We start from the raw sequence: 20465 nt of genomic DNA on the forward strand, positions 1-20465 counted from the left end.
GCCAGTTCGCGATCACCGCCTCCGTGCCCGAACCCGCGACATGGGCGATGATGATCGCCGGCTTCGGCCTGGTCGGCATGGCGATCCGGCGCCGGCCGCGGGCCGTGGCGGTTCCCGCCTGACTATCGGAACGCGCGTCAGCGCCGGCGATAATGCCAGCGTTCGACGCGCGCGCCGTCCAGCGTCGATATAGTCGCGACCAGCATGTCGCCCTCGCGCCGATAGTGGATGCGCTGCGGGAAATCGTTAGCGGCATTCTCGAACATCGCCTCCCCCTTGTCCGCCCGCACCAGCCGGAACGGCACCGCCGCCTGCCCGCGCGGCATGGCGAAATAGGTGAGCGTGCCATCCGCATCGGCGGCGATCCGGGCATGCTCGAAGAAATCGGCCTGGCCGCCGATGCCGGTGACGCTGCCGCCCATCAGCATCCCGCCCATGGGTTCCGTCCACCATTCGGCCGTCCAGCGCCTGTCCGGCGCCTCGAAATGCCAGTTGCCCGAAAGCCAGCCCAGGCTCGCCGCATCCTGCGCCCGGGCGGGCAGCGCCGCCACCGCCAGCAGCCCGGCCATCGCCACCGCGAATCGCATCGCCTTCCTCCCGCTCCGGGGCCGCCTCAGTCGGGCGTTCCCTCCACCATCGGCTCGCTCTGGCCGCGAAACAGCCAGAGGCCCGCGCAGATGATAAGCGCGACGCCGCCCACCGTCACCGGATCGGGCAGGTCGCCGAAAGCGAGCGCGCCGATCAGCAGCGCCACGACGATCTGGATATAGGCCATCGGCGCGATCGTGGCCGCGCTCGCCCGCGTCGTGGCGAGGTAGATGAGGAGGTGGCTGACCGTGCCCGTCACCGCAACGACCGCGCAGCGCAGCATCACCGTCCAGTCCGGCCATGCCACATGGAATCGCGCCGCGCCGGAAAGCTCGCCCACGGCCGCCGCCAGGATCAGGATCGGCGTGGCGAAGCAGGCGCCCAGGAACTGCATCTGGATCGCCGATGCGCCGCCCGCCGCCATCCGGTTGAAGATCATCAGGAAGGCCATGCCCAGCGCCGCGCCCACCGGCAGCAGCGCGGCCGGCCCCAGCGCCAGCAGGTTGGGCCGCAGCACGATGAGCACGCCGGCGAAGGCGATCACGGTCGCCACCCACACCGCCCGGCCGGCATGCTCGCGCAGCAGCAGGGCGGACAGCAGGGCCGTGAGAATCGGGCTGGTGAACTGGATGGCGGTGCTGTCCGCCAGCGGCATCACCTGCACGCCCAGAAAAAAGCCCAGCGTCGCCACCGCCACCGCCGCGCCGCGACCGAATTGCAGCCAGGGCCGGGGGCAGGCGAATCCCGCTCTCCCCTGCGTCGCCGCGATGGCGATGCCCAGACCGATCAGGCCGAAGACGTAGCGCAGGGCCGAGATCGCCGATCCCGGCCATTGCCCGGCCATGGATTTCACCAGCCCATCGCCCACGGAAAGACAGGCGAAGCCGGCGAGCGCCAGGAGCATCGCCGCGCGGCGATGGCTGGCATTGGCCGGGGCGGCGGTTGCGGCACGAACGGTCATCGCCCGGTTCATCCGCATTGGTTAGGCAATTGTCAAAGAGTGCGCCCTAAGACCATGGCCGGAATTCCGGCAAGTGACAGGTGAGTGGGGATGAGCGCATTCGGACGACGCGGCGGATTGACGGGCGCGGGCCAGCGCCCTTCCTTCGGCGTGGCGCGGCCCATGCAGGGCGGGGGCAACGCCTCCTCCCCGCTCGACGGCGGCAACCAGTTCCCCACGGTCGATCCCGCGACCCTGCCCGGCGCGCCCGCCGAGCCGGCGCCGCCGGTGGACGCGATGGCGCGGCTCGCCCATCGCCAGGACGCCTCGGCCGAGGCCGGCCCCGCCAAGGCGGAGGGATTCGAGGCGTCCGTCCACAAGATCAAGGAACAGGTGCTGCCGCGCCTGCTGGAGCGGGTGGACCCGGAGGCGGCCGCCACGCTCAACAAGGATGAGCTGGCCGAGGAATTCCGCCCGATCATCGGCGAGGTGCTGGCGGAGCTGAAGATCAACCTGAACCGGCGTGAGCAGTTCGCGCTGGAAAAGGTGCTGGTGGACGAGCTGCTCGGCCTCGGCCCGCTCGAGGAACTGCTGGCCGACGCCGACATCAGCGACATCATGGTCAACGGGCCGGACCAGACCTACATCGAAAAGAAGGGCAAGCTGCAGCTCGCCAACATCCAGTTCCGCGACGAGGAGCATCTGTTCCAGATCGCCCAGCGCATCGTCAACAAGGTCGGCCGCCGCGTCGACCAGACGACGCCGCTGGCCGACGCCCGCCTGGCCGACGGCAGCCGCGTCAACGTGATCGTGCCGCCCTTGTCCCTGCGCGGCACCGCCATCTCGATCCGTAAATTCTCCGCCAAGCCGATCACGCTCGACATGATGGCCGGCTTCGGATCGATGAGCCCGAAGATGGCCACCGCCCTGAAGATCGCCGGCGCCAGCCGCTTCAACATCGTCATCTCCGGCGGCACCGGATCGGGCAAGACGACGATGCTGAACGCGCTTTCGAAGATGATCGACCCGGGCGAGCGCGTCATCACCATCGAGGACGCGGCCGAGCTTCGGCTTCAGCAGCCCCACTGGCTGCCGCTGGAAACCCGTCCCGCCAATCTGGAGGGCAATGGCGCGATCACCATCCGCGATCTCGTCGTCAACGCGCTGCGCATGCGCCCCGATCGCATCATCCTGGGCGAAATCCGCGGCAGCGAATGCTTCGACATGCTTGCCGCCATGAATACCGGCCACGATGGATCGATGTGCACGCTCCACTCCAACTCCCCGCGCGAGGCGCTGGCGCGTATGGAAAACATGGTGATGATGTCGGACATCAAGGTGCCCAAGGAGGCGATCAGCCGCCAGATCGCCGATTCGGTGGACCTCATCGTCCAGGTGAAGCGCCTGCGCGACGGCAGCCGCCGCGTCACCAACATCACCGAGGTGATCGGCATGGAAGGCCCGGTGATCGTGACGCAGGAGCTATTCAAGTTCGAATATCTGGACGAAAGCGCCGACGGCAAGATCATCGGCGAATATCGCGCCATGGGCCTGCGCCCCTATACGCTGGACAAGGCCAAGCAGTTCGGTTTCGATCAGCCCTTCCTCGAATCCTGCCTGTAGGCGCCAGCGCGGCGATGCCGCACGATCACGGGCGTGGCCCCTGAGGGAGGGCCAGCCCGAGAATCGGGGGAGCTATCGGCCGTTACGCCCTATCCTCACCAGTTGAAACGCAAGCCGGCGCGCAGGCCCCAGGATTTGGTCTCCTGCCCGAAGGCCGTCTGCCACGATCCGCTGCCGAACAGCGTGGCGCCGCGCGTAACCTCGGTCGACACGCCGGCCCCGAATTCGGTCCAGGTCGCCTTGATGTTCGACCGGAACGGCACCGGCCCATCCTCGGAGGAGAAGGACGTCCGGGGATCGGCGTTGAATTCGCGCCAGACATTCGCCCTCAGCCAGGTGGCGATCGGGCGCGGCCCGTCACGTCCGGGCCGTTCGCCATTGTGCAGCAGCCGCAGGCCCATCCGGCCGGTCAGCGCCTCGGCCTTGTCGAATTGAACGTCGGCGGCCATGTCCGCGCTGTCGTCCAGGTCGAGATGCTGATAGATGAGCTGCGCCTGCGGCTCGATGCTGAAGCCGCCGCCGAGGCGCACCGGATAGCCCGTTTCCAGCGACACGGCGATGCCCGTGCCGTCGGTCTTCATGTCGTCGGGAGAAACCGATCCGGCGCGCACCTTGTACCACGTCGCCTGGACGACGCCGTCCACATACCAGCCGCCCGGCCCATAATGGGTTGCGTAGCCCGCCACCGTATAGGCATCGAACTTCACCTGGCCGGCATAGGAAAGATCGTGATCCTTCACGATCCCCTCGTTCCAGCCGACCGCGCCATATAGGCCGGCGACGGTCAGGCTCTTGCCCGGCGTGCCGCCCCGCCACAGATCCACGCCGACCTGGAAGGCGCGGACATTGGCCCGGAAGGCTGGCCCTTCGTTATAGACGCCGCCGGGTTCCGCATCCCATTTGTCGCGCTGCGCCATGAAGCGGCCCCAGACGCCGCTGGCGGCTCCGCCCCGCCCCGCGCCGTCCAGCAGGGGCGCCTCGTCACCCACCCGATCGTGCAGCGTTCCCAGCAGGTCGCGGCCATACATCAGCGCCATCGAAGGCGTCACCGTATAGGTCGGCACCTCCGGCCGGTAGAGCGGCGGTTCCGGCGGGCCATCTTCCAGTTCGGACCGCAGGAACCAGGATTCGGGATCGCTGCCGTCGCGTCCGCCCCTGAACAGCTTATATTCATAAGGCCCGGCAATGGCGCGCCCATCCAGGGCGAAGGCGGTCGCCGCCGTCGTGGCGCCGCCGGCCGCCACGACCACCTCGATCCCGTTGCCGGGTGTTGCCGCGCCCAGCCCGCCGGCATTGGTGATCCTGATGCCGGTGCTGCCCGTCGCCGTGCCGCCGGCGATCACCAGTTGATCGGTCGGGGAAGCATCGCCTTCCAGCACGCTGTTCAGGTGAAGGATGCCACCCTGCCCGACATAGCTGGACACGATCAGGCGATTGCCCGCGTTCGCGCCGGCCAGATCGGCAAGGCCCGCATTGGTGAGCGTGCCGTTGATCGTGAACTGGCCGGGGCCGGCGGCGGTAAAGCGCGCCACCGCATCGGCAACGGCGATGGTGCCGCGATTGTCGACCGCGCCGTTGACGGTGCCATAGCCGCCCAGCGTGCCGCCTGCCCCAACGGTGACGGCGCTGGTTATGGACGCCCCCTCATGATCGGCATCGCCCACCGCCAATGTCCCGGCGAGGATATTGGTGGGGCCGGCATAATCATTGTCCGCCAGCAGGATAAGCGTGCCTTCGCCAGCCTTCGCCAGCGCGCCCGGCCCCGACAGCGCCGATTGCAGGGTCAGCGCGGTGCCGCCCGCCGTGTCGATCGTGCCGCCGGCCGCCGCCAGGGTGAAGGCGCGCGCGGTCGCGATATCGGCCGTCGTGTTGAGCGTGCCGCCATCGAGCGTCAGCCCGCCGGCCGCGGCGCCGAGGTTCGCGTCGCCCGAGATGCGGAGCGTGCCCGCATTCACCAGCGTGCCGCCGGCATAGCCGTTGGCCCCGCCCAGCGTCAGCGTGCCCTCCCCGATCTTGGTCAGCCCGCCATCGCCGCCCACCGTGCCGTCCAGCGCGAAGGTGGTGCCGCCCGCCGTCTCGATCGTGCCGCCCGCGGCGCCCAGCGTCGTCGCGCGGCTGCTGGAAAGATCGGCGGTGGTGCGCAGCGTGGCGCCGTTGATGGCCAGCGCCCCGCCCGCCGCGCCCAGATTGGCATCGCCCGATATCTGGAGCACCCCGCCGTTGATCGCGGTGCCGCCGGCATAGCTGTTCTGGCCGGACAGGATCAGCGTGCCGAGATCCGTCTTGGCGAGGCCCGCGCTGCCTGCCAGCACCGATCCGATCGTCGCGGTCATGCCGGCGCCATCGGCGGTGCCGTCGCCGACGCGGATGGTGGCAAGCCCGGCACCAACCAGATTGATCGATCCTTCCTCGATCCCATAGCCGTCTGTCGCGAACTGCATGCCGGAAACATTGACCGGGCCGAGCGACGTATCGACCGTCACCGCTCCCGCCGTTCCCTGGAAGACGGCGAAGGCCGCATCCTGGAAGGGGGCGTTGGGCGTGCCGCTGGCCGTGGTCCAATTGTCGTTGCCCGACGCCTGCCACACGCCATCGCCGCCGTTGATGACGCCGTCATTCTTGGGGCCGGCCGCGCCGTCCCAGAAATCGAGCGTCAGTCCGGCGGTGTTCACCAGGTTGACCTGATGGGCGATCGAGGTCTGCACGAGGAAGCCGGGCGAGGGCATCGCCCCGATTTCCAGCCCGGCATTGGTGAGATCGCCCGCATAGCTGATGACGCGATAGATGCCGGGGTCGATGCTGCCGCCGGGGGCCAGCGCCACATCGATCGTGCCGTCCAGCACGAGATCGCCCTTCACCACGGTCAGGTCGTTCAGCGGTCCGCCGACGACATTGGCCTGCCCGAAATCATATTTCAGGGAGGAACCGCTGCCGAGCGCAAGATCGCCATTGATGGTCAGCGTCCCCACCCCGCCATCGCCCGGCGCGAGCATGCCGGCGCCGGCGATCGTGACATTGCCGCCCACGGCGCCGGTGCCGCCCAGCGTCGCACCGGCAGCGACAGACGTCGCGCCGGTGGCCGCGCTCTGATCGCCATTCACCAGCAGCGTGCCCGAGGATATGGTCGTCGGCCCGGCATAGCTGTTGGCGCCGGTCAGCACGGTCGTGCCGGTGCCCGCCTGCACGAACGCCCCGGTGCCGGAGATCACCCCGCCCAGCACGAGCCGGCCGGACCGATCGACGACGAGCGTTCCGTTGTTGGCGATATCCCCCTGGATGGCGCCGCTCGCGCCGCCATTGCCCAGTTGCAACGTGCCGGCCGCGATCGTGGTGCCGCCGGCATAACCATTGTCGGCGGTCAGCAGCAGCGTGCCGCCCCCTGCCTTGGTGAGCCCGCCGCCGCCGCTGATCGCGCCCGCGAACGTCAGGCTCGTGCCGGCGGCCGTCTCCAGCGTTCCTCCCGCGAGGCCGAGCGTGGTCGCGCGGTTCGATACGATGTCCGCCGTGGTGCGCAACGTGCCGCCGTTGAAGCTCAACGCCCCCGCCGCCGCGCCCAGATTGCCGTCGCTCGCTATCTCGATCACGCCGCCGTTGATGGCGGTGCCGCCGGTATAATTGTTGGCGGCCGTCAGGATCAGCGTGCCGAGATCGGATTTGGCCAGCGATGCCGTGCCGCCGAGGACGGAATCGATCGTGGCGACCATCTGCGCGCCGGCGGCGGTGCCGTCACCGACCCGGATGACCGCATTGTTCCCGACCAGATCGACCGCGTCGCCTTCGATCGCATAGCCGCCGACGGCGAACTGCATGCCCGAAACGGCGATCGGCCCCAGCCCGCCATCGACCGTCACCGTGCCGCCCTGCCCCATGAAGACGGCGAAGCTGGCATCGGCGAACGGCGCGTTGGGCGTGCCGGAAACCGTGGTCCAATTGTCGTTGCCGTCGCGGTTCTGCCACACGCCGTCGCCGCCGGTGATCGCGCCGTCATTGCGGCCGCCCGCCGCGCCGTCCCAATAATTGAGGGTGAGGCCCGACGTGTTGACCAGATTGACCTGCTTGGCGACGGAGGTCTGCACCACGAAGCCGGGGGAAGGCGTCGATCCGATCGCCAGCCCATTGTCCACCAGCGCCCCGCCATAGCTTATCACCCGGTAGACGCCGGGATCGAGGGCGCCGCCGGGCGTCAATGTCACGTCGATGGCGCCGTCCAGCGTCACATTGCCGCCGACGACGGTCAGATCGTTGAACGGGCCGCCGACGACACCGGCCTGGCCGAAGCTGTAGTCCAGCGTCGATCCCGCCGCGAGCGCCAGATCCCCGCCGATCGTAAGCATTCCCGGCGCGGCGCCGAGGCTGCCGGGCGTGAGGATGGCGCCGTCCGCCAGGGTGACGCTGCCGCCGATCGTGCCGGCCCCGCCCAGCGTGGCATTGGCCGAAACGCTGGTGGGGCCGTTCGCAGCGCCCTGATTGCCATCGACATAAAGCGCGCCCGCCGCCACGGTGGTGCCGCCGGTATAATCGTTGGCGCCTTGCAGGATCAGTATGCCGACATCCGTCTTCGCCAGCGTGGAATCGCCGGTGAGGACGGACGCGATGGTGGTGGTCATGCCGATGCCGTTGGTGGTGCCGTCGCCCACGCGGATGATCGTATTGGTGCTTCCCGCCAGACGAATGGGATCGCCCCCGATCACATAGCCGTCGGTCGTGAACTGCATGCCGGATACGTTGATGGCGCCCAGCGAGGCATCGACGGTCACCGTTCCCGCATCGCCCTGGAAAACCGCGAAGGCCGAATCCGTGAAGCCGGCATTGGGCGTGCCGCCCTCGTCCGTCCAATTGTCGTTTCCGGTGACGTGCTGCCAGACACCGTTTCCGCCGTTGATCGCGCCGTCATTCTTCGGCCCGGCATCGCCATCCCAGAAACGGAAGGTGAGGCCGTCCGTGACGACCAGATTCACCTCGTTGGCGACGGAGGTCTGCACGAAATATCCGTTGGCGGGGATGATGCCGATATCCAGGCCGTTATTGATCAGCGCGCCGGCATAATCGAACACCCGGTAGACGCCGGCGGTGAAGCGGCCGCCCGCCGGAACGGATATGTTGATCGTGCCGTCGAGCACGAGATCGCCCTTCACGACCGCAAGATCGTTGAGCGGGCCGCCCGGCACGTCCGCCGCGCCGAAATCATAGTTCAGGATGGTGCCCGAGGCGAGGTTGAGGCCGCCGTTGATGGTGAGCGTGCCGGGGCCGTTGGCGCCGCCGGGCGCCAATATGCCGCCGCTCAGGATATCGACGCTGCCGCCGATCGTGCCGCCGCCTCCCAAGGTCGCGCCGGAAGCGACGGTGGTGCGTTCCGTCGCCTCGCTCTGGTCGCCATCGACGAGGAGCGTGCCCGCCGACACGTTCGTCGGCCCCTTATAGCCGTTGGTGCCGTCGAGCCTCAGCGTGCCGCCGCCGATCTTGGTGAGGCCGCCCGCACCTTGGATATCGCCGCCATGGGCCAGCGTCGTACCGGTCACGACATCGAAGACGCCGCCGCCCTGGGCCAGCACCGTGGCGCGATCGGTATCGATGTCCGCCGTGGTGCGCAGCGTCGCGTCGGCCATCCGCAGCCCGCCCGAAGCCGCGCCGAGATTGGCGTCGCTCGAAATCTGGAGGACGCCGGCTTCGATCGCGGTGCCGCCCTCATAGCTGTTGGTTCCGGTGAGGATCAGCGTGCCCAGCCCGTCCTGGATCAGCTGGCCCGTGCCCGATACCGTTCCGTCGAGCGATACGGTGTCCGCGCGGTTCATGATGAGGGTGGCATTGTCGACGATATCGCCGAGGACCGAGCCGGTGGTGCCGCCATTGCCGATTTCCAGGACGCCGCCGCTGATCGTCGTGCCGCCGGTGTAGCTGTTGTCGGCCTGCAGGATGGTCCGGCCCGTGCCCGCCTGCTCGAATGACCCGCTTCCCGAAATCGTGCCGGTGAGCAGCAGAGCGTCCGACCGGTCGATCACCAGCCTGCCATTGTCGGCGATGTCGCCGAGGATGCTGCCGCTCGTGCCGCCATCGCCCAGGCGCAGCACGCCTTCCTCGATCGTGGTGCCGCCCGTATAGGTGCTGTTGCCGGTGAGGGTCAGCGTGCCGCCACCGCGCTTGATGGCCGATCCGGTTCCGACGATGCTGCCGATATAGGTAAGATCGTCCTGCCGATCGATGGCGATGGTGCCGTCGTTGAAGACATCGCCGACGATGCTGCCCGTCGTGCCCCCGTCGCCGATCTGCAACGTGCCCTGTTGGATGAAAGTGCCGCCACGATAACCGCTCGCACCGGTGAGGATGGTCGTGCCGGTCCCGATCTGCCTCAGTTCACCCGTGCCCGCGATGGACCCTGCGAAAATATGGGTATCGGATCGATTGAACGCCAGGATCGAATCATTCTCGACATCGCCGACGATACTGCCGCTCGTGCCGCCATCGCCCAGCTGCAGGATGCCCAGCGCGATGCTCGTGCCGCCGGTATAATCATTGTCGGCCTGCAGCACGAGGGTGCCCGAACCCGCCTGGATCAGATTGCCCGTGCCCGAAATCTTGCCCGGCGTCAGCTTGGTGTCGGATCGGTTCACGATCAGCGTGCCATTGTTCAGAATGTCGCCGACGATATGGCCGGTGGTGCCGCCATCGCCGATCTGCAACGTGCCCGCGCTGATCGTGGTGCCGCCGGTATAGGTGTTTTCGGCGGTGACGACGGTCCGGCCCGTGCCGGCCTGCTCCAGGCTTCCCGAGCCGGAAATGATGCCGCTCAAGGTCAGGTCGTTCGACCGATTGACCGCCAGCACGCCATTGTCGACGATATCGCCGAGGATGCTGCCGGTCGTCCCGCCATTGCCCAGTTGCAGCGTTCCGGCGCTGATCGTGGTGCCACCGGTATAGCTGCTGTCGGCCGTCAGGCGGAGGATGCCGCTGCCGGCCTTGGTCAGCGCGCCATTGCCCGTGATGGCCGATCCGATATCAAGCGTGGTCGCCGTGCCGCCGGCCGTCTGCGTTTCGATCGTGCCGCCATTGGCGCCCAGGATCGCGGCATGGCCCGCGACGATATCCTGCGCCACCCTTATCGTGCCGCCATCGAGCGTGAGGGCACCGGATGCCGCGCCAAGGCTTGCATCGTTGCTGATCTCGATCACGCCGCCCTCGATCAGCGTGCCGCCCGTATAGGTGTTGACGCCGTTCAGCACGAGCGTGCCGGCGTCCGTCTTGCGGACCTGCACGGCTCCCGTCAGTTCGGCATTGATCGTGGCGGTCATGCCTGCGCCGCCCGTCGTGCCGTCACCGACACGGATGGTCGCGACGCCCGGCGCATCGCTCGATCCCACAAGAGTGAGCGCGGCGCCGTCGAGCACATAGCCGTCCACGCCGAACTGCATGCCGGATGCCGTCACCTGGCCATCGGCGTGATCGATCGTCACCGTCCCGGCCGAACGGACGAAGACGGCGAACTGGCCATCCGCCCAGGGCGCGTTGATGCGTCCATCCGGATCGGTCCAGTTCGAGGTGGAGGCCGGCCCGGCCTTCACCCATCTGCCGTCGCCCCCCTGAACGATTCCATCATTCTTCGGTCCGTCCGCGCCGTCCCAATAGTTCAGGGATACGCCGGTCGTGTTGATCAGATTCACCTGGCCGCGAATGGACGTCTGAACGCTGAAGCCCTCGAACGGCCGGCCCGAAGGCGTGTCCGGATCGGACATATATGTTCCGATCCGCAGGCCACGATCGATCAAATCGCCGTCATAATTGATGATGCGGTAAACCCCGGCGCCCAGATTCTGCTGCTGGTCCAGAACGTTGATCACGCCATCCAGCGTGAGATTGCCGTGCACAATCGTAAGATCGTTCAGCCGCCCGCCGACGCTGGTATCCCCGATATTGTAGAAGAGGTTCGAATTGTCGCTCAGCACCAGATCGCCGTTGATCGTCAGCGTCGCCGGCGTGAAGGGCTCATATCCCGGTGCCAATATGCCGTTATCGGCCACCTGCACATTGCCGCCGATCGTGCCGTGTCCGCTCAGCCGCGCATTGGCGGCCACGGTGGTCAGTCCCGTCGCCTCGCTCTGATCGCCGTTCACGAACAGATAGCCGCTGCGGATATCGGTGGTGCCCTTGTAACTGTTGTTGCCCGTCAGCACCGTGATGCCTGAGCCGATATCAACCAGCCCGCCCGTTCCCGAAATGACGCCATCCAGCGTCAGTGCGCTGGCACGGGTCATGTCGCCGCGATTGAAGACAAGCGTGCCGTTGTTCACGATGTCGCCGGTGATGCCCCCGGACAGGCCGCCATTGCCGAGTTGGAGCGCGCCGGCGCTGATCGTGGTGCCGCCGGTGTAGCGATTATCAGCCGTCAGGATCGTCGTGCCGGTGCCGGCCTGCTCGAACCGGCCCGTCCCGGATATCGTGCCGCCGAACGTCAACGTATCGGAACGATTGACCGCGAATGCGGCGTTGTTGATCACGTCGCCCAGGATGCTGCCGGTGGTGCCGCCATTGCCCAGTTGCAGCTTGCCCGCGCTGATCGTGGTGCCGCCGGCATAGCTGTTTCCGGCCAGCAATTGCAGCGTGCCATCGCCGGCCTTGGTCAGCGCGCCGACGCCGGTGATGGCATTGTTGAGCGTGAGCGTGGTCGCTCCGAACACATCTACGGTGCCGCCGCCGCTGTTCAGGACGGCATCGCGCGACGCGCTCATGCTGGCCATGGTCCGGATCGTGCCGCTGTCGAGCGTGAGGCTCCCGGATACCACACCGAGCGCCTGATCGCTCGCGATCTGGATCACGCCGCCCTCGATGCGGGTGCCGCCCGTATAGGTGTTCACGCCGTTCAGCACGAGCGTGCCGGCATCCGTCTTGCGGAGCAGCACATCGCCGGTGAGCTGTGCGTTGATCGTCGCGGTCATGCCTGCCGCGCCGCCGTTGCCCACGCGGATGGTCGCCTCTCCGGGCGCGGCGCTGGAATCCACCAGCAGGAGCGCCTCTCCGTTAAGGATATAGCCATCCACGTCGAACTGCATGCCCGATGCCGTGACGGCTCCATCTTGATGGCTGATGGTGACGATGCCGGACGAACCCTGGAAGATCGCGAACTGGCCGTCGCTCCATGGCGCGTTCACGCCGCCGTCCGCATCGGTCCAGTTGGATGTGGCGGCTTCTCCCGCTCTCACCCACTGGCCGTCGCCGCCGTTGATGGCACCATTATTCTTCGGCCCGTCCCTGCCGTCCCAATAATTCAGCGACAATCCCGTGGTATTGATCAGGTTGACCTGGCCCGGAATGGCGGTCTGGACGCTGAAATTGTCCAGCGGCCGCCCCGAAGTTCCGGGCGCCGACTGATATTGGCCGATCTCTAGCCCATTATCGATCAGGGTGCCGCTATAGTTGATGATGCGATAGACGCCCGGCCCCAGATCCTGCCCCTGGTCATGCACGTTGATGACGCCGTCGAGCGTGAGGTTTCCCTTCACGATGGTCAGATCGTTGAGCGATCCGCCCACCGCCGTATCCTGGATATCGTAGAAGATATTGGAATTATTGCTGAATGCCAGATCGCCGTTGATCGTGAGCGTCGCCGGCGTGAATGGCTCCGAACCCGGCGCGAAAATGCCGCCATTCCCCACCTGGACACTGCCGCCGATGATCCCCTTGCCGCTGAGGCGCGCACCGTTGCCGACCGTGGTGAGGCCGGTCGCCTGGGTCTGGTCGCCATTGACGATCAGATAGCCGGCATCGACCGTCGTCGCGCCCCGATAGCTGTTGGCCCCGGTCAGCACCAGGTTGCCGCCCGCCCCCGTGGCGGTCAGCCCGCCGTTGCCCGAAATCACGCCTTCATAGGTGAGCGTGCCGGCGGTCGTATCGAACGTCCCGCCCGCCGCACCCATCACCCCGGCGCGTCCGATCGTAATGTCGGTGCCGGTGCGGAGCGTTCCCCCGTCGAGCGTCAGGGCGCCGCCCGCGGCGCCGAGATTGGTGTCGCTGGTGATCTGGACGACGCCGCCCGTCACCTTCGTGCCGCCCGCATACTGGTTTGCGGCCGTCAGCACGAGCGTGCCGGCCCCGCTTTTGCCGAGCGCCCCCGCCCCGGAGATCAGACCATCATAGGTAAGGGTGGTGTTTCCCTGGGTTTCGAGCGTGCCGCCGGCCGCATTGATCACGGCCCCGCGTGCCGTTGCCATGGTGGTGGTGGTGCGCAGCGTGCCGCCGTTGAACGTCAGCCCGGTCCCCGCGGCGCCGAGATTGGCGTCGGCGCCGATCTGCAAAGTGCCCGCCGCGATATTGGTGCCGCCCTGATAGCCGTTGACCGCCGTCAGGACGAGCGTGCCGCCCCCCTGCTTCGTCAGCGTTCCCGGCCCCGTGATCGCGCCGTTATGGGTCAGCGTGGTGCCGGCATCCGGCGCCAGGGCGCCCCCGGCCGCACCGATCGTCGTGGCGCGCGCCGTGGTGATATTGGCCGTCGAAGCGAGCGTGCCTCCGTTCAGAACAAGTCCGCCCGTCGGGGCGCCGAGATTGGCGTTGGACGAAATCCGCACCGTGCCGGCGTTGATCGTGGTGCCGCCCGAATAGCTGCTGGTTCCCGCCAGGGTCAGCGTGCCGCCCAGCGTCTTCTCGACGGACCCGCTGCCGGAGATGACGCCCGAATAGGCGCCATCCGAATCCTGCACGAAACGCACCAGGCCGTTATCGGTAATCGTCAGCGGCAGGCTCTGCGCGCGCGCCTCCAGAATCCCCGCACTGGCGACCGTGACACTACCGTTGAAATTCTGGTTGTTGCCGGTCAGCGCCAGCGTGCCCTGATTCACGAGAACCTGAAGCGCGGCGTTGCCGCCATTGGCGCCGACCGCGCCGGTCAGCGTCCAGCGCCCCTCGCCGCTTTTGGTCAAGGTCTGGAAATTGCGGATATCGCCCGACAGGCTATCGGACGAGCCCGCCCCGCCACTCAAGGTCAGCGTATTCGTCCCGCCGCCGCCGTTGAAACTGCCGGTGATGGTCGACCCGGCTTCCAGCGTCAGGCTGTCATTGCCGCCAGCGAAGGACAGGCTGCCTTCGACCCTGCCTCCCGTCCGATTGATGAAGGTGACGTCGCTGGTCCCGTTATTGCCGATCACATTGGCACTGGCACTCACCCTCGTGGTGATCGTGCCGTAATTGTCGATCCGGTTGCCGCTGCCGACAACCGTGTCCTCGAACCAGATCGCCGCGCCGTTGGTCGAGATGATCGATCCGCGATTGATGATGCTGTTGCCGGCGCCCATCACATTGATGGGCTCGCCTCTGGTCTGATCTCCCAGCGCTTCCACGGAGGCGCCCGTGCCGATCGTGAGGGTGCCGTTCGACCTGAACTCGATCGTATTCAGCCCGGCCCCATATTGACCGTTCCCATTGCCGGTGGCCGAGTTGGTCACGCGGGCATTGTTCTGCAGCGTTATGGTGGCATTGTCCCGCAGGCTGATGGCGTTATCGCTCCTCCCGTTGAGCCGGGCATTGGCCGCTATCGTTACGCTCGTCCCATCCGCCTGGCCGGGGCCGTTGCCGACGCGCTGGTTGGTCGTGCCCGTGCAGGTGATCACGGTCGTGCCGGTGCAGGCGGCCCAGGATGCGGAAGGCGCGGTGATGAGGGCCAGCCCGGCTGCCAGCGACAGCCCCGCACGGTGGCCCGGACCGCCGGACGGCTGCGGAACGAGCCGGCTCCCCGCGCAACGCAACGCCGATTTTCTCGCCTGCGCTCCCCGGCGGAAGAAAAGTGTCGGATCAAATGGAACTTCAGGAACATTCAAGCGTTTTGGCGCGTCATTCCCGAAACGACCCACAAAGCCCATCTTCCGTATGCCGCCACGTCCCCTTTTAGAGCCTGTAACGCGCCTAAGATTCCGCATCTGAATTTATAATCTATTTGATTCCATCTCCGGGTGTCCAGTGCGCGACGCAATCACCACATCGACTTTTCAGATCTTGAACAGGAAAGTTCAAAAGAGCCCTGCTCGTCATCGACAGCCGGATTGACCACCCTTGGCGGCTGGCCGAACGGAGCCAATGGGCGAGGGATTAGCGCGACTTATCGAATATCCGGGGAAGCGACATCCGAGTGTCCGCAAGCTTGGTGCAACTTGGCATGCCCGACGGTCCGCCGCGCCGGGCCGCGCGGACAATCCCCGGCACCGGGCTTCGGGGCGCTGCGCGGACCTCCCCACCGGCACTGATGCAAATCCGAACTTGTCCGCGCGCCATGGCGCGCAGGCCGGATCGGCGGTAGCATCCGGCCATGGCCGATACCGCCGACAGCGAGCCTACCGACGAGGCGCCACCGCTCTGCCGTTATGAGGAACTGGCGCGGCGCGAGGATCGGTTGCGGGCGCGCGCTCAGGCCGCGATCGCGGCGGCGAGCCAGGCGGGGAGCGCGGCGGGATCGAGCGTTTCCACGCGGCGGAAGGCGACGCCCAGGCCGAGATCGGGATAAGCGGCGCGGAAATCCTCCGTCGCGCCATCACCCAGCGGCAGCACCACCAGCCGGCGGTTCACCTTGGACCGGTGGTGCATGCGCGCGGTATTCTCCTGCCCGACATAGCAGCCCTTGGTGAAGCTGACGCCGTTCAGCTCGCGGGCATTGGCCTCCAGCCAGAGCGTCTTGTCCTGCCCCAGTTCGGCCGCGCCTTCGGTGACGCCAAGGGCCAGGCGATGGGCGCGCCAGCGGGCCGGGGCATCGCTTTCGCCGCCGGGAACGGGGGCGATCCAGCGGCGGCCGAGCGCGGCAAGGCGTGGATCGGGCACGCCTTCCACTCCATCCGGCGCCCAATGGACACCCAGCGTGGCATCGCGCGCGATCGTGATCGGCCGGCGCAGGCGATAGATGGTGAGGCGGCGAGCCAGCGCGTCGGCCTGGTCGGTCTCACAATCGACCAGCAGGTCATCGCCGTCCGCCCAGAGGATGAAGTCGAACAGCGCCTTGCCCTGCGGCGTCAGCAGCCCGGCCCAGACGGGGAGCGGCCCCGAAACGTCGCTGGTGACGAGGCCCTGGAGGAAGCCGCGCACATCCTCGCCCGAAAGGCGGATGACGGCGCGGTCGGCGAGATGCGTGTGCGGGGTGGTATGCGGCATCGCCAAGAGTTAGGAAGCCCGGCGACGAAAGGAAAGCGCCATGCCCACCCATGATCTGATCCTGAAGAACGGCACGGTCTGGACTCCGGGCGGCCCGGTGCAGGCGGATATCGGGGTTACGGACGGGCGAATCGACCGGATCGGCCAGGTGGGCGACGGCGGCGAGACGATCGACTGCGCCGGCCTCACCATCCTGCCCGGCGTGATCGACAGCCAGGTCCATTTCCGCGAGCCGGGGCTGGAGGCCAAGGAGGATCTGGAAAGCGGCAGCCGCGCCGCCGTGCTGGGCGGCGTCACCGCGGTGTTCGAGATGCCGAACACCAAGCCCAATACCGATACGCCCGAGGCGCTGGCCGACAAGCTTTCCCGCGCCGAAGGGCGGATGTGGTGCGATCATGCCTTCTATGTCGGCGCCACCGCCGAGAATGCCGATCGCTGCGCGGAGCTGGAGCGGCTGCCGGGCGCCGCCGGCATCAAGATCTTCATGGGCGCCTCCACGGGCAGCCTGCTGGTGGCCGAGGACGACCAGCTGGAGCGCGTGCTGCGATCGGGCAGCCGCCGCGTGGCGATCCATGCCGAGGACGAGGCGCGGATGAACGCCCGGCTGGGCGAGCGGATCGAGGGCGATCCCTCCTCCCATCCGGTGTGGCGCGACGACGAGAGCGCGCTGCTGGCGACGAGGCGGATCATCGCGCTCGCCCGCAAGACGGGACGGCGCATCCACATCCTCCACGTCACGACGCCGGCGGAGCTGGAATATATCGCCCGGCACAAGGATATTGCGAGCTGCGAGGTGACGCCCCAGCACCTGACGCTGGCGGGCGAGGAGGCCTATCCCCGGATCGGCACCTATGCGCAGATGANCCCGCCGATCCGGTCTGGCGCGCATCGCGACGGGCTGTGGTTCTGGCTGAACCAGGGCGTGCCGGACGTGATCGGATCGGATCACGCGCCCCATCTACGCGAGGAGAAGGCGAAGCCCTATCCCGCATCGCCATCCGGCATGCCGGGGGTGCAGACCCTGCTGCCGCTGATGCTGGACCATGTCGCCAATGGCCGGTTGAGCCTGGAGCGGCTGGTGGACCTGACGTCGGCCGGGCCGCAGCGCGTGTTCGGGCTGGTGACCAAGGGCCGGATCGCGGCGGGCTATGACGCGGATTTCTCGATCGTCGACCTGAAGGCGCGCTGGACGGTGGAAGAAAGCTGGCTCGCCTCCAAGTGCGGCTGGTCCCCCTTCACCGGCATGGCGCTGACCGGCAAGCCGGTCGGCACGATCATTCGCGGCCGGCGGGTGATGTGGGAAGGCGCGCTCGCCAATGCCGCGAGCGGCCGGCCGGTGCGGTTCGAGGCGACCTATCGGCCGTGATTTCGGCGGCCGGCACGTTTCCGCCGGGGCGCGGGAGGAATTCCGCGCGCCGGCCGGATCCCGTCAAAACGGCAGGATGCTCGATTTCTCGGTGAACTTCATATAGCCGACATTGGCGCCCAGCCGCCAGCCGACGCCCAGCCGGATCGGAATCAGCACCACGTCGCCGCGCCGCAGATAGCTGGCCGTGAAGCCGCCGACGACATAGGCGGTGCCCTCGACCGCGGGGAAGCGCTGGTAAAGTTCCTGGCTGTCGTAGAGGTTGTAGACCAGCACGAACGTCTTGGCGCCGTTCGCGCCGATGTCGAAGCCGACCGACGGGCCGGTCCAGTAGACCGGACGCTGGCCCTCCACTTTGTGGAACATCGTGCCCGAACCGTAACGCACGCCGATCGCCAGCGCGCCGCCCGCCTCACGGCCGACGATATAGCCGTTGGGCTCGCCCTGGTCCTTCAGGATGCCCTCGATCATCTTCGCCAGCCCTTCGGCGCCCTTGCCGAAAACGCCCTCGGCCGCCGCCAGCACGTCGTTTTCCTGATAGGTGGCGTTTTCCTGCGCGACGGGCGCGGCGCCGGCGGCGGTCTCCGCCGGAACGGGATCGGCGGCGGGCGCCGGCGCGGTCACGTTGGTGCCGTAGCCGGCTTCGTCGGCGGGCACCGGGGTGACATCCGCCTGGATCGCCTGGTTGGGATCGACGGTGCGGACCTGCGCCGATGCCGGCGCCGCCAGCCCAAGCGCGGCCACGCCCAGCCCAAGCGCGCAGGAAACAAGGAATTTCGGCATCAAACATCCCCCGGGAACGACAAGCGCGTGAATCTAGCGCCTTTCACCCTTGCCCGGCAATGAACGGGCGATCACCCGAGTCGATGCCGCGCCGATCCGAGTCGTGGTGATTATTTATCGGACGGCGTCCATCGCACACCGCCGGATTATATCGTTCTCGCGGACCTGCTTATGCCGGCGGTCGAGGGCGCAATGGGGTGGGCATCAAACTCGAACAAGTCAGGAACATATTGCGCCGCCTGGCGTGCCGCCACAGACTGGTAGATTTTTCGCGGTCAGCGTTTTCCTCGTTGACCAATCGATCGGGCAACCCTAGGAAAACCGCCGCTGGCCTTTCCCGGAGACGTGGGTGAGTGGCTGAAACCAGCGGTTTGCTAAACCGCCGTACCGGGATTACTGGTACCGAGGGTTCGAATCCCTCCGTCTCCGCCAATTCCCTTGCAAAATCAATAACTTAGCTAGGGTCTCGGCCGCTCTACCACATGGAGCGAACGTCTAAAGACGGCTCGAAATTCGTCTTCGCCTAGCGGGTGTTCCTCGATTGTTCTGGAAGTCGTGGGCGATTGCGATAAGTTGCAGCTATGAGTTTCGACGCCTTCAGCGATATGACAAGCGATCCAGTGGCCGATCTTCCATCGGACAAGCTGGAACGTGCGCTGACGCTGCGCAATGGGTTGGTTGCGCATTGCGCTGATGGGAGCATCGATCAAGCGGTATACCGAACGTTGCGTCGGGAATTCATGTCCGACCCTGCAACCTCGAAGTTGCTCCCGCGCTTCGTTCGCACGAATCACGATACCAGCGGCCTTTGGTCCTTCTTCAAAAGCCACAGCCCCCATTGGGAGCCGCGACGGCAATTCGTTCGCGAAGAATTCGTGCCGTTGATCGATTTTCTCGAATTCAGCGGTGCCCCGGCTGACGCGATCGTAACCGACGCCCTTCAGAAGTTCGATGCCGATGCGATCACCGATGCGTGGAACAAGGCGCTGTCTCGCCGCGAGGCCGATCCGGCTGGCGCGATCACCGCAGCGCGGACGTTGCTCGAAAGCGTCTGCAAGCACCTTCTCGAAGATGCCGAAGGCAACCAGACATACGGGGGGAACGACGATCTTCCGAAGCTATACCGGCAGGCAGCGGAACTGCTGAACATCGCGCCTTCGCAGCATACCGAAGACGCCTTCAAGCGCATCTTGGGTAGCGCCGCGAGCATCGTTGAAGGGCTAGGCACGCTTCGGAACAAGGTAGGGGATGCCCACGCTTCAGGGCGCAAGCCGGTGAAGGTCGCGCCGCGCCACGCCGCGTTGGCGGTGAACATGGCCGGGAGCATGGCGCTTTTTCTGATAGAGACCGCGAATACGCGTGCAGGCTGATGTGAACTGTAAGGGGGCGGAATGGCTGAAGAGTTTGCTGAAGTTCGGAGAAACATCACCGCATTTCTAATGTCGCTTCGTCAATCCGTTGATCGGCCCTTTCGTGGCCGAGCACCAGCGGTAGACGAACAACGCGAACGCTTCATGCGCACGATGATGATCGTTGAAGAAGCCCGTATCCGGTTTAATATCTATACTCGCTACCGTGAAGAACCCACAAGAGGCGAGTGGGACGCTGCCCGTAAAGAGCTTCTAGCGTTTGTTGACACGTTTACGAATGCGGGCTTTGTTGAACCCGATGTATATGACCGCCCCTTTATATTCAGGCCGATGATACCTCGTGACCGCGAGAGACCTAGCGTATTCATGGAAATGTTCACGGATCGCGAGAACAGATTGCCGGTTTCGGAAGCCTTGGTCATATTTCGGAATTATATTGAGGACGCAGGAAGCGGACTTGTAGAAACGCAGGGTTCGCTATCGCTAGAAGACTTAGATCGCATCGTGCCACGTCAACAAGTGGCACCTGTTCAGTTTGACATTGTTGACGGCCGTATAATTGTCGCGAGTCGCGTACCTAAGAGCCCGATCGGAAATTAAGTTGAGTGGTATCAGCAGGTTAGCTTGACGGCTGAGCCTGTCGTTGATTCAGGGGTTTCGCCAAAAACTGCCGTGGATT

9 protein-coding genes, 1 tRNA gene and 1 pseudogene are annotated in these 20465 nt (G+C 66.4%); 6 read left to right on the forward strand and 5 right to left on the reverse strand.

Going from position 1 to position 20465, the window contains the following annotated elements; genetic code table 11:
• Positions 1–20 precede the first annotated feature (20 nt).
• Positions 21–122: pseudogene (locus tag BHE75_RS25370) on the forward strand (PEPxxWA-CTERM sorting domain-containing protein); the annotation flags it as partial.
• Between the two features lie 15 nt (positions 123–137).
• On the opposite strand, the gene BHE75_RS15765 reads toward BHE75_RS25370, so the two are convergent.
• Together BHE75_RS15765 and BHE75_RS15770 are read right to left on the reverse strand one after the other, a co-directional pair.
• A complete protein-coding gene (locus tag BHE75_RS15765) occupies positions 138–587 on the reverse strand; it encodes a DUF6265 family protein (RefSeq protein ID WP_070934424.1) in 450 nt (149 codons plus the stop codon).
• Positions 588–613: 26 nt separating this feature from the next.
• Complete coding sequence (locus BHE75_RS15770) at positions 614–1549, reverse strand: DMT family transporter (RefSeq protein WP_070935986.1); 936 nt, start codon at positions 1547–1549, stop codon at positions 614–616.
• Between the two features lie 90 nt (positions 1550–1639).
• Here BHE75_RS15770 and BHE75_RS15775 point away from each other — a divergent pair, with 90 nt between their 5' ends.
• Positions 1640–3151: a CpaF family protein gene (locus BHE75_RS15775; RefSeq protein ID WP_070934425.1), complete on the forward strand. Its 1512-nt coding sequence runs from the start codon at positions 1640–1642 to the stop codon at positions 3149–3151.
• A gap of 95 nt (positions 3152–3246) precedes the next feature.
• Here the strand turns inward: BHE75_RS15775 and BHE75_RS24150 are convergent, their stop codons facing one another.
• Together BHE75_RS24150 and ygfZ are read right to left on the reverse strand one after the other, a co-directional pair.
• Positions 3247–14877: an autotransporter-associated beta strand repeat-containing protein gene (locus BHE75_RS24150; RefSeq protein WP_070934426.1), complete on the reverse strand. Its 11631-nt coding sequence runs from the start codon at positions 14875–14877 to the stop codon at positions 3247–3249.
• Positions 14878–15532: 655 nt separating this feature from the next.
• Positions 15533–16267 carry a CAF17-like 4Fe-4S cluster assembly/insertion protein YgfZ gene (gene ygfZ, locus BHE75_RS15785; protein WP_070934427.1) on the reverse strand — a complete coding sequence of 245 codons (735 nt, stop codon included), beginning with the start codon at positions 16265–16267 and terminating at the stop codon, positions 15533–15535.
• A gap of 40 nt (positions 16268–16307) precedes the next feature.
• Between ygfZ and BHE75_RS15790 the strand changes: the two genes are divergently transcribed.
• Entirely contained in the window at positions 16308–17633 is a 1326-nt protein-coding gene (locus tag BHE75_RS15790) for a dihydroorotase (protein WP_070934428.1), read from the forward strand.
• Between the two features lie 63 nt (positions 17634–17696).
• Here BHE75_RS15790 and BHE75_RS15795 read toward each other — a convergent pair whose 3' ends face one another.
• Positions 17697–18416 carry a DUF1134 domain-containing protein gene (locus BHE75_RS15795; RefSeq protein WP_070934429.1) on the reverse strand — a complete coding sequence of 240 codons (720 nt, stop codon included), beginning with the start codon at positions 18414–18416 and terminating at the stop codon, positions 17697–17699.
• Between the two features lie 339 nt (positions 18417–18755).
• Between BHE75_RS15795 and BHE75_RS15800 the strand changes: the two genes are divergently transcribed.
• The 3 genes from BHE75_RS15800 to BHE75_RS24155 all read left to right on the forward strand — a co-directional run bounded on the left by BHE75_RS15800 (position 18756) and on the right by BHE75_RS24155 (position 20386).
• Positions 18756–18848 (forward strand) — tRNA-Ser (locus tag BHE75_RS15800).
• Between the two features lie 149 nt (positions 18849–18997).
• Positions 18998–19786 (forward strand): abortive infection family protein, encoded by a 789-nt coding sequence (locus BHE75_RS15805; RefSeq protein ID WP_217494729.1) that lies wholly within the window; start codon positions 18998–19000, stop codon positions 19784–19786.
• 21 nt (positions 19787–19807) lie between these two features.
• On the forward strand, positions 19808–20386 hold the full coding sequence (locus tag BHE75_RS24155; RefSeq protein ID WP_139181746.1) for a hypothetical protein: 579 nt from the start codon (positions 19808–19810) through the stop codon (positions 20384–20386).
• The last annotated feature ends 79 nt before the right edge of the window (positions 20387–20465 follow it).

It is taken from the genome of Edaphosphingomonas haloaromaticamans (assembly GCF_001853345.1).
Lineage (GTDB): Bacteria > Pseudomonadota > Alphaproteobacteria > Sphingomonadales > Sphingomonadaceae > Sphingomonas_E > Sphingomonas_E fennica.

Bases quoted from the DNA above. Each gene is read 5' to 3' on its own strand.
- BHE75_RS15765 (WP_070934424.1), bottom strand. From the start codon at position 587: ATGCGATTCGCGGTGGCGATGGCCGGGCTGCTGGCGGTGGCGGCGCTG.
- BHE75_RS15770 (WP_070935986.1), bottom strand. From the start codon at position 1,549: ATGACCGTTCGTGCCGCAACCGCCGCCCCGGCCAATGCCAGCCATCGC.
- BHE75_RS15775 (WP_070934425.1), top strand. From the start codon at position 1,640: ATGAGCGCATTCGGACGACGCGGCGGATTGACGGGCGCGGGCCAGCGC.
- ygfZ (WP_070934427.1), bottom strand. From the start codon at position 16,267: ATGCCGCATACCACCCCGCACACGCATCTCGCCGACCGCGCCGTCATC.
- BHE75_RS15795 (WP_070934429.1), bottom strand. From the start codon at position 18,416: ATGCCGAAATTCCTTGTTTCCTGCGCGCTTGGGCTGGGCGTGGCCGCG.
- BHE75_RS15805 (WP_217494729.1), top strand. From the start codon at position 18,998: ATGAGTTTCGACGCCTTCAGCGATATGACAAGCGATCCAGTGGCCGAT.
- BHE75_RS24155 (WP_139181746.1), top strand. From the start codon at position 19,808: ATGGCTGAAGAGTTTGCTGAAGTTCGGAGAAACATCACCGCATTTCTA.